This window comes from Aeromonas sp. 604282 (assembly GCF_049170575.1).
Classification (GTDB): Bacteria; Pseudomonadota; Gammaproteobacteria; order Enterobacterales; family Aeromonadaceae; genus Aeromonas; species Aeromonas veronii_A.
In genome coordinates this window covers 1-506 of the sequence record NZ_JAAKMV010000034.1, presented here as the reverse complement: position 1 = coordinate 506, position 506 = coordinate 1, and the positions used below count along the sequence as shown (strand labels likewise).

At 47.8% G+C, this 506-nt stretch carries 1 pseudogene; it reads left to right on the top strand.

The annotated features are described in order from the left end of the window. Positions 1–227: 227 nt before the first annotated feature. A pseudogene (locus G5367_RS20090) lies at positions 228–335 on the top strand (gamma carbonic anhydrase family protein); the annotation flags it as partial. Positions 336–506 lie beyond the last annotated feature (171 nt).

Genomic DNA, 506 nt, shown 5'->3' with positions numbered 1-506 from the left:
TTCAAAGGCTTTTCGAGGTTATCGACGAGGTTGTTTGCGTTGCCGCTTGCCCTGTCGATGGAGGCGCATTATAGGGAACAGATTCTTTCTGGCAACCCCTCATCGGCAATAAAATTGCAAAAAACCGCACTTTTTTAGTTATTCATCTCCAACCACAGCTTTTATACAAACTTATCCACAGAAACAGCCTGCAGATTGCTAGAATGGCCGAAAACAAGGAGGCCAAGATGGACTTGCGACTGAGACCCTACAAGGGAAAACGCCCGCAATTGGGCAAAGGGGTGCATGTAGATCCCTGCGCAACACTGGTGGGCGATATCGAGCTAGCCGACGATACTCGAATGAAATGAACAGACAATTCACCATTTCGCCAGGTTCAGGAACAACTCTTACTTCCTACATAGAAGAAGTTGAATAATGAGTTGAGGCAGTTGAGGCAGTTGAGGCAGTTGAGGCAGTTGAGGCAGTTGAGGCAGTTGAGGCAGTTGAGGCAGTTGAGGCAGTTG